8 protein-coding genes are annotated in these 9,143 nt (G+C 69.4%); 2 read left to right on the top strand and 6 right to left on the bottom strand.

Going from position 1 to position 9,143, the window contains the following annotated elements; translation table 11 throughout:
• Positions 1 to 205: 205 nt before the first annotated feature.
• The 3 genes from AC1DBQ_RS08655 to AC1DBQ_RS08645 all read right to left on the bottom strand — a co-directional run bounded on the left by AC1DBQ_RS08655 (position 206) and on the right by AC1DBQ_RS08645 (position 2,862).
• Positions 206 to 1,309: a DUF6707 family protein gene (locus tag AC1DBQ_RS08655; protein ID WP_476928111.1), complete on the bottom strand. Its 1,104-nt coding sequence runs from the start codon at positions 1,307 to 1,309 to the stop codon at positions 206 to 208.
• Positions 1,310 to 1,430: 121 nt separating this feature from the next.
• Positions 1,431 to 1,970, bottom strand: a complete 540-nt coding sequence (locus AC1DBQ_RS08650) for an NUDIX hydrolase family protein (RefSeq protein ID WP_476928110.1) — start codon at positions 1,968 to 1,970, stop codon at positions 1,431 to 1,433.
• Between the two features lie 121 nt (positions 1,971 to 2,091).
• Positions 2,092 to 2,862, bottom strand: coding sequence for a VOC family protein (locus tag AC1DBQ_RS08645; protein ID WP_476928109.1), 771 nt, complete (start codon positions 2,860 to 2,862; stop codon positions 2,092 to 2,094).
• A gap of 95 nt (positions 2,863 to 2,957) precedes the next feature.
• Here AC1DBQ_RS08645 and AC1DBQ_RS08640 point away from each other — a divergent pair, with 95 nt between their 5' ends.
• On the top strand, positions 2,958 to 3,557 hold the full coding sequence (locus tag AC1DBQ_RS08640; RefSeq protein WP_476928108.1) for a YdeI/OmpD-associated family protein: 600 nt from the start codon (positions 2,958 to 2,960) through the stop codon (positions 3,555 to 3,557).
• An 80-nt stretch (positions 3,558 to 3,637) separates the two neighbouring features.
• The gene (locus AC1DBQ_RS08635) at positions 3,638 to 4,444 is read left to right on the top strand and encodes a phosphatase PAP2 family protein (protein ID WP_476928107.1); all 807 of its coding nucleotides are present in this window, start codon (positions 3,638 to 3,640) and stop codon (positions 4,442 to 4,444) included.
• On the opposite strand, the gene AC1DBQ_RS08630 is transcribed toward AC1DBQ_RS08635, so the two are convergent.
• Genes AC1DBQ_RS08630 through AC1DBQ_RS08620 form a run of 3 tightly spaced genes read right to left on the bottom strand, consistent with a single transcriptional unit; the run spans position 4,397 to position 9,085 of the window.
• Positions 4,397 to 6,358, bottom strand: a complete 1,962-nt coding sequence (locus AC1DBQ_RS08630) for a glycogen debranching N-terminal domain-containing protein (RefSeq protein ID WP_476928106.1) — start codon at positions 6,356 to 6,358, stop codon at positions 4,397 to 4,399. The two genes, AC1DBQ_RS08635 and AC1DBQ_RS08630, sit on opposite strands and share 48 nt — an antisense overlap.
• Positions 6,359 to 6,398: 40 nt before the next feature.
• Positions 6,399 to 7,535, bottom strand: a complete 1,137-nt coding sequence (locus AC1DBQ_RS08625; RefSeq protein ID WP_476928114.1) for an ABC transporter ATP-binding protein — start codon at positions 7,533 to 7,535, stop codon at positions 6,399 to 6,401.
• A 50-nt stretch (positions 7,536 to 7,585) separates the two neighbouring features.
• Positions 7,586 to 9,085, bottom strand: a complete 1,500-nt coding sequence (locus AC1DBQ_RS08620; RefSeq protein ID WP_476928113.1) for an ABC transporter permease — start codon at positions 9,083 to 9,085, stop codon at positions 7,586 to 7,588.
• Between the last annotated feature and the right edge of the window lie 58 nt (positions 9,086 to 9,143).

The raw sequence follows: 9,143 nt of genomic DNA, 5'->3' as shown, positions 1-9,143 counted from the left end.
CCCTGGCACTGGCCAAGAAAACCGCGCCTCCCAAACCCGTCAACCGGGCCTGGAACGCCTGACCTTCCCGGAGGTTTTCAAATGAGGCAACGAATCACTCTTCCCGGAGGTATTGCAATGAGGCAACAGGGGGGCGAACGGGTAGGCAGGACCGGCTGGGACCGGACAAGACCGKGTGGGCCGGATCGGAACGATCGCGAGGCCCTTAGGGGCGGACGGATTCCAGCTCGTTGCCGATCCGGCGTTCCAGCTCGGCGGCGCCGATGGTTTCAGAGCCGCCGTGCGCGCTCAGGAACAGGAGCGCCTCAAGCCGGAGCAGCCGCCATTCGCGTTCCGCATCAGGGTTGGAGTTGTCGATCGAGCGGAAGATTTCCTTGTCGTACAGATTGGGCTCGTTGAGCGAGCGCTGACGCACCTTGGCATTGATCCTGGCCTTGAACGGGTCTGCTTCCATGGCCTCCGGCGCGCGAAGGAATTTCTCGTAGATTCCGGCGCGCTCGTCCTGCCCGAGCTGGCGGCATATGTAGCTGGAKAGCGCCAAGGACGCCTCCACCGAGGCCCAGCGGCCAGGGTTGCCGTCGAACGGCAGGACGTTGAGCAGGTCCGCGACGGCCAGGGCGTTTTCGGCGTCCTTGAGCATGACGAAGAGCTCGTGGGCGAGGTCGCTGAGGTCCTTCAGGCAGCTCCCGGACTTGGTGTTGATGCCCTTGGCAAGCCGTTCGCTGAGCAGGAGCACGCCGACGGCGCCCGGATKGGCCTCTGCCACCGCCTCCACCACGGATTCCGGTGTGCCGTCCGGTGCCGGAATGAGCGCCAGGTCCGTCTCGCTGGGTCCGCTCACCGCGGGCGGCACCAGGGGCAGCGGAGGAACGACGACGCCGGGCGCCGCCGCCTCGGAGCCCTCCTGGCCCGGGGCGGGGGCCGTGCGGGCGTCGGAGGTATMGGCGTCGGATGCGCTGGCATCGGAAGTAGCGGAACCTGTATTCGGGGGTGCTGTATCGGCGGTGCCGGCGGCCGCGAAATCAGTGAACTCCGCGGCTTCCGTCGTGTCCTCCGCGTCAATCTCAGCCGTCTCCGCGTCCTCCGCGTTCTCGGTGATCCTCACCGTTGATCCTGCCGCGATCCGCAGCACACCGCCGCCGCTGAGGGTCGCCAGAACCATGGCGGGCGTGCCGAAATCGTCGGGTTCGACGTCCACCTGATGGACCTCGGCGGAGCGGTTTCCATCGGGCAGAATCAGGTGATCGCCGGTCCGTAGAGATCCAGCCTGAAGTTCACTGTGGTTCCGGGAGGCTGGGGGGTGGGTCATCGGGAGTCCTTAAAGTTCTCTTGCAGTCCGCCCAACAGTCTACAAAATCAGGTGCCCGAAGTCGGGGACGCTGCTGTTGCCCCGAGCGTCCCCGGGGCGGCGCCGGACCCAGGGGAACCGGCTAGTTGCCGACTCCCGCGAAAGCCAGCGCCTGCCGGATCAGGGCACCGCGGCCGCCGCTGAATTCAAGCTGCACGTCCGAGCTCATGACCTCCTGCGGGGTCATCCAGGTCAGCTCCAGGGCGTCCTGCCGCGGGGAGCATTCTCCCGTGACGGGAATGATGTACGCCAGGGCGACGGCGTGCTGGCGGTCATCGGTGAAGCCTGTGTGCGACGKCGACGGGAAGTACTCGGCCACGGTGAACGGCACGGGGCTGACCGGCAGTTGCGGGAAGGCGAGCGGGCCCAGGTCCTTCTCCATGTGGCGGAGGAGCGCGGCGCGGATGGTCTCGCGATAGAGCACGCGGCCCGAAACTAGGGAGCGGACCATGGTGCCGTCCGCGTCGGCCTGCAGGAGGGTGCCGACCTCGTTAACAAACCCCAGCGGATCCAGCCGGACCGGAACGGCCTCGACGTAGACCATCGGCAGCCTTCCCCGCGCTTCGAACAAGTCGTCGTCGGAGAGCCAGCCGGGATTCGGGTCAGGGGTGCGCACATTCATGGTTAAGTTCTACCCCATCCCTGACCCGTTCCCCGCGCCGCGCCTCAGATCGGGGATGTTGTTTGTGCCCCAGGTAGGTGCACCGCGCGGACGGGATCCGGCACATAGAGTCCTGCCGCGCTCAGCCCTCCGCGGGTGCCGCGGAAATCCAGAGCGGCGGGTGGGCGGCCACTCCGTCCGCATCGGGGTTGACCACGTGCAGGGTCGGGATGGCAGCTTCCTCAATGACCGCCGCCTCGTGACCCGCCTCGTTCAGCCGCTCATGCAGGGCGTCAAAGTCGCCGGCGTATTCGAAGCCGAAGCCGGCACGCGCGGTCCCGGCGCCTGCACCGACCATCAAGATCCCGCCGTTCTTCGCCGTGAACGCTTCGGACTCCGCTGTGTCAGCGCCGCTGCCCGGGACCGGCCGGGGCCGGGCACCGATATCGCGCAGCGTTTGCGCCGCCGCAACGGCGTTTTCGGAKAACCAGACGCCGACGACGGCGAGGCCCGGGTCCGCTTCCGCCGACCCGCCCCAGCTGCCGTCGGCACCGCCCGGGGCCGGGTCCGCGAGGAAAGTGAAACCGTCAGCGGCGGTGATACGGCAGGATGCACCGTGGTCCGCTTCGATGAGTTCCGCGGTGGTGCCGCCGGCCGGCCCGGGACCGCCCTGCGCCCCCGCCTCCGTGGTCCGCCGGGCGAATTCCTTCAGATCGCCCACTTCGATGCCGAAGGATGTGGTGCCGTCCTCTGCGGAGCCCTGCTCGACGAAGTGAAGGGCGAAGCGGCCGGAACCGGCGTCGAACACCCGCCAGGTGGGCTCGTCTACGGTCTTGACCAGGCCCAGATCGGTGAGCAGCCGCTCCCATTCATCAAGGCGGGAAGTGAAGTGGATCGGGCGGACACGCAGCATCGTTGCTCCTGAAGATGGTCACGGGTATCGGCTTTCAGGGATATCGTCCCACCAAAGGAGTGCCTGTGKTCAGGTCCGAAAGGCACAATAGGGCCATGGCTGTTGAACTCGAGGAATTGCTGGTCAAGGATGCCGCCGAGTGGCGTGCCTGGCTGGAACTGCACCACGCGCAGAGCCCCGGCGTATGGCTCGTGCTGCACAAGAAAGGCGGCTCGGTGACCGAGCTGGACTACGAGGCCGCACTGCAGGAGGCGCTGTGTTTTGGCTGGATCGACGGGCAGGGCCGTCGCCGGGACGACGATAGCTCGTACCAGCGGATGACCCGGCGCGGACCCAAGAGCGTGTGGTCCGCGCGGAACGTGGAGCGGGTTGAACGCCTCGAATCGGCGGGGCGGATGGCACCGGCCGGACAGGCCGCCGTCCTCAGCGCCAAGGCGGACGGACGCTGGGAGGCCGCCTATTCGGGCGCAGCCACGGCAGAGGTCCCGGAAGACCTCGCCGCGGCAATCGCGGCGGAGCCCCGCGCACAGGCGATGTTCGAGGTCCTGACCTCGGTGAACCGGTTTGCCCTGATCTATCGCACGAACGGGGTCAAGCAGGCCGCCACGCGGGAGAGGAAGATCGCCGGGTTCGTGGAGATGCTCGCCCGGTTCGAAACGCCGTACCCGCAGACCAAGCGGCCCCGGGATGAGTAACGGTGGCCCCTGCCGCGGATCCCAGAGAACTCCCAGAAACTGTCCGGGTTACGGGTAGTTGCCACTGGCAGGATGGAGCGATGCTCCTTGCCCAACGTGCTCCGCGACCCTCCGCCCGCCCGCCGTTGCCGTCCCAGCGGCGGCTTTTCTTCGTGGCCGCGGGCCTGCTGGTCGCGGGGGAGACGATCTTCTGGACCATGCTTGCCGCGGTGCAGTCCAACAGCGGTGCCGCTGCCCTGGACGGGCCCGTGCACGACGGGCTCGTGGCGTCCCGGAACCCGCTGGCCACCTCCATCCTGACGGCCGTGACCACGGTGACGTCGCCATTGTGGATGACTGTGATCGGCTGCGTGCTGGCCCTGGTATGGGCGGCGTGGAAACGGGAAATCTGGCGTCCGGCCCTGCTCGTCGGTGCCATGGCGGCAGCCCTTGCAGTGTCCACTCTGATCAAGCACGACATCGCCCGCCCCCGGCCCGCCGCCAGCGATTTCATGCTGGGCCCGGACGACGCCCTGTCATTCCCCTYGGGCCATACGTTCGGTGCCGGCGTCTTCCTGTGCGTTCTGAGCTACCTGCTGGTGACGGGCCGCGGCACGCGGACGAGCAAACGATCGACGGCGGCCCTCAGCTTCGCGGCCGCGGCCGCGGGGACGCTGGTGGTCGCCTTCAGCCGGCTTTACCTGGGCTATCACTGGCTCACGGACGTGCTCGCCTCCATCGGCCTGGCGCTCGCCGTCACCGGGACCGTCATCCTGGCGGACGGGCTGCGCACCGCCAAGGCCGCCCGGCTGCCGGCGCCGGCGTACGCGGCGCAGGAGTACCTGTCAGAAGACGGCCCCCTAGAGCCCGACGCCCATCGCCTGAGCGATCACCACCGCCGAGGCTGAGGACCACGCCTGCGGGTGGCACGACGCCGGATAGGGCACCGCGACTCCCGAGTCCTCGGACCGCACCCCGGCGAACAGCTCCGGCAGCCGGTGCCCGAACGAGGCTGCCGCGGCGAGCAAGCCATCGGCCAGGGTCCGTGCCTCCGGGATGAAACCGTCGGTCAGGAGGCCGCGGATTGCGATGGCGGTGTCGTGGCTCCACACGGATCCGCAGTGGTAGCTGAAGGGCCAGAACCCCACGGCACGCCGGGAGATCGTGTGCACGCCGTAGCCGGAGAACAGCTCCGGGCTCACCAGCCGGTCAGCCACGATCCGGGCTTCGGCCTCATCCAGGATGCCCGTGCCCAGCAGATGCCCCATATTCGAGCCCGGGATGTCCAAGGGAACCCCGTGCCCGTCCAGGGCCATGGCCGGAAAGGGCCCGGCGTCGTCGTCAACCCAGAAGCGCTCCCGGAACCTGAGCCGCAGGGCGGCAGCGAAGTCCCGCAGCGCCTGGCCGCCGGGTTCCCCGTAGGCGTCGAACAGCTCGGCCGTCTGCAGGGCCGCCTGGTACGCGTAGCCCTGCACCTCGGATAGGGCGATCGGCCCCTCCGCCTGCCGGCCGTCGCGGAACTGCATGGCGTCCCGGGAATCCTTCCAGCCCTGGTTGCTCAGGCCGTGCCCGGTGGCGTCCCGGTAGCTCAGGAACCCGGCGTTGTTGCCCGCTCCCATGCCGACGGCGAGCAGCCAGTCCGCGGCGCGAGCCGCGTTCGGCAGCAGCGACCGGATAACGGCGTCGTCCGGCCCGGCGCGCCAGAGTTCACCGAGCAGACAAAGCCACAGCGGGGTGGAATCCACGGCGCCGTAGTACACCGGCGGCAGGCGCAGGCCCTGGCTCTCGAGCACGAGTTCCTTGGAGCGCAGCTCGTGCAGGATTTTGCCGGGTTCCTCGGCAGCCGCAGGGTCAGTCCGGGTGCCCTGGTAGGCCGCCAGGGCCCCCAGCGTGCCCGCGGCAAGCCCGGTCTCCAGCCCGGTGTCCAGCGGCAGCAGCAGCCGCGCCGCCCACAGCGAGTCGCGCCCGAACAGTGTGAAGTACCAAGGCGCCCCGGCGGCGATGAAAGGAGCGTGCGGAAGCTGGCGGGTGGCCAGCCGGAGCCCGGCCACTTCATCCAGGGAGTTGTCCAGGAGCAGGCCCAGGGCCCCGGCCGGTCCGGTCCGCGGCGGCCGCGGGGCGGGCGGCCGCGCCGCCACCACAGCGTCGTCATCGTCGGTGAGAACGGCCTGCCATTCGGCCTCGAACGGCCGGCCCCGGCCCAGGCTACCGTGCCAGGCGAGCCGGCCATCCGGGGTCACAGCGCCGGGCGCCGCCACCGCGAGGCTCTTCCCGCCCTCCCGCCAGCGCAACGCCGACTGGTCGGCCGAGACCGGCGCGGACGCGTCGCGGAAGCGGCTGAGCCGGATCTGGGCCATGTCGGTGAAGTCGGCGGCCAGCTCAACGTCGATCTCGACGTCGAGGGAATCCAGTGACGTGCGCACCTGCAGGGCATGCCGCACGACTCCGGGCGTCACGGTCCAGGTCTGGACAAGCTCGACGGCGGGATCTTCTGTGGGCCCCGGGATGCCCCGGACGAGTCCCCGCACGCGCAGGACGCCGCCGGGCTGGGTCTCGACGGTGGCCGGTTCTGGCTCCAGGCCGTTGACACGTACGAGGGCGCGGCAGAGCATCCGGGTGTCGCCGTGAAGGAGCCCGGTGAACCCGGCCGGATCGGTGGACCCGCGGGCTGACCGACCGGTGGAACCGCCGGCTGACTGACCGGACTGCCCGGCGCCTGGCGGGTTGGACTCGCCGGCCAGGCGGCCGTCGGGATCGARCCACAGCTGCGTCGGGGCGGCAACGGAGCAGTGCTGGCGGTGCAGGCCTGGCTGAACAGTCATTCGCCCACCCTATGCCGGGGCCCACGGCGGGCTCAATGTCCTATTGGACGGGCGCGTTGTCCATCGGGAACGCCACGGCCTCGCCCACCACGCGCAGCCTCAGCTCAGTGCCGGGGCGGGCGATGGAGGCGTTCCAGTGCCGGATGGTGATGATTTCCCCGCCGCCGGGGTAGCGGTGGTCCGGGACGGCGCCGGTGGCAAGGACCGGCGGGACGGGGAGCTGGAGCCGTACGGTGGTCTCGGGGCCGAAGTAGTCGGTGTCCACCACGGTGCCGCGGATGGGGCCGTCCTCGGAAATACGGATCTGCTCCGGCCGCAGCATCAGCTGGACCCGGCCCTGCGCCGGCGGCCGGCGCACGGGGATCCCGCCGAGCGAACACGTGGCCAGGGAGCCTTCCATCCAGGCATCCAGGATGACGGCGTCACCGAGGAATTCGGCGGTGGCGCGGTCCGCCGGGCGTGTGTAGACGACGAACGGGTTGCCAATCTGGGCCAGCTTGCCGCCGCGCATCACGGCCACCTGGTCGGCGAAGGAAAGCGCCTCGGCCTGGTCGTGMGTGACGAGGATCGTGGTGACCCCGGCATCCTTCAGGACCTGGCCCACCGCGCGGCGGGTCGCCACCCGCAGGCCGGCGTCCAGGGCGGAGAACGGCTCGTCCAGGAGCATCAGCTCGGGCTCGCGGGCCAGCGCCCGGGCCAGTGCGACCCGCTGTTGCTGGCCGCCTGAGAGCTGGTGCGGGCGGCGCTTGGCCATGGACGGGTCCAGCGAGACCATTTCCAAAAGCTCGCCGACCCGCGCCTTGACGCTGCCGCGTCCGCCGGGGAGTTTTCCGGTGTCCAGGCCAAAGGAGATGTTCTGGCCCACGGTCAGGTGCGGGAACAGGGCGCCGTCCTGGGCCACGTAGCCGACGTGGCGCTTGTGGGCCKGGACCCAGGCGTCCTCTCCCGCCACCTTGCTGCCGTTGAGCGAGATGGTGCCGGTATCCGGGTGTTCGAAGCCGGCGATCAGCCGCAGGAGGGTGGTCTTGCCGGAACCGGATGGTCCCACGATCGCCGTCGTTCCGCCCTTGGCGACGGAGAGGTTGACGCCTTTGAGCACCGCCTGGGGGCCGAAGTTCTTGGTGACCGCGTCGATTTCCAGGTGGCTGTTGGTGCTGGGCGCCACGGACGCCGCGATCCGCGGCTCGGGGAGACGGGAGGGTGCCTCGTGCGGAGGGTAAAAATCGGTCACTGTCCGGCCACTTTCTTGGACTGCTGGAAAAGGAGGTAGGTCATGGGCGCCGAGATCAGGATCATCAGGAGCGCATACGGAGCGGCGCCRGCGTAGTCAATCTCGCTGCTCTTGCTCCAGAACTCGGTGGCGAGCGTACGGGTCCMGTTGGGGGAGAGCAGGAGGGTGGCCGTGAGCTCGTTGACGATCCCCAGGAACACCAGTGCCGCGCCGCCGGCCRCAGCGGGGGCCGTGAGGCGAAGCGTCACACGGAGGAACGCCAGCAGGGGCGGCTTGCCGAGMGCCTGCGCGGCCTCGTCGAGTTCCTTCGGCGCCTGGGCCAGCCCGGAGCGGATGTTCACCAGGGCCCGGGGCAGGAACAGCAGCACATAGGCCGCGATCAGGAGTCCCGAGGTCTGGTACATGTTGGGGAGCATCCGGATGCTTACGGTCACGAACGCCAGGCCCACCACAATCCCCGGCATCGAGCTGGTGATGTAGTTGGAGAGCTCCAGGGACTTGCTGAACCAGCCCGGATGCCGCACGGCGAGGTAAGCCATGGGGAACGCAACCAGGGTGGTGACCACGGCCGCGGCGATGCCGTAGACGAGGGTCTGCAGMAGGGCCGGCATGAACTCCTCCGCAGCCCAGACGTCCGGGCCGCCGGCGATGACCCAGCGCAGCACGAACGTCAGCGGCAGGCCGAACGCCAGCGCGGTGAGGGCGAACAGGGACAGCTGGGCGGGGACCTGGTACGCGTGCAACGGCAGCCGCAAGGCGCGCGCCTGGGCACCCGAGCCGATCCTGGCGTACCGGGCGCTGCCGCGGCTGCGGACCTCCACCAGCAGCAGGATCAGGCACAGGAAGACCAGGACGCTGGCGAGCATGTTTCCGGCGGTGCCGTTGAAGGTGGACTGGTACTGCACCATGATCGCGGTGGTGAAGGTGTCAAAGCGGATCATCGCGAAGGCCCCGTATTCGGCCAGCAGGTGCAGCGCGACCAGCAGCCCTCCGCCGGTCATGGCGATGCGCAGCTGCGGCAGCACCACGCGGAAGAAGGCGCGCCAGGCGCCGAGGCCGAGGGACGCGGCGGACTGTTCGATGGCCGGGTCCAGGCGGMTGAGGGTCGCGGCGGCCGGGATGTAGACGAGMGGGAAATAGGACAKGGTAGCGATCAGGACCCCGGACCACAGCCCGCCGAGGGAGGGGACCGCGGAAACCCAGGCATAGCTGTTGACGAAGGCGGGGATGGCCAGCGGGGCCGCGAGCAGCACGGCCCACCACTTCCGGCCCACCAGGCTGGTGCGTTCCACGAGCCAGGCGCCGCCCACGCCCAGAACCAGGCACAGCGGCACCGTCACCACGGTCAGGAGCACAGTGTTCAGCAGCAGTTCGCCCACCCGAGGGCGGAAGATCAGGGAGACGGCGGTGTCCCACCCGGTGGCGGCCGTCATGACCATCACGTAGGCCAACGGCACCAGGGAGAACAAGGCGATCAGCACCGCCACAATGGACACAACAGAGACGCCGAAAGGCGGGCGGGGGCGCTTGCCCCTGCCCGCCGTCGTCGTGTCA

This window comes from Arthrobacter sp. 10T413_2, from assembly GCF_056394205.1.
The sequence above is the reverse complement of the archived record's forward strand: the minus strand, read 5'-3'. Positions and strand labels throughout refer to the sequence as shown.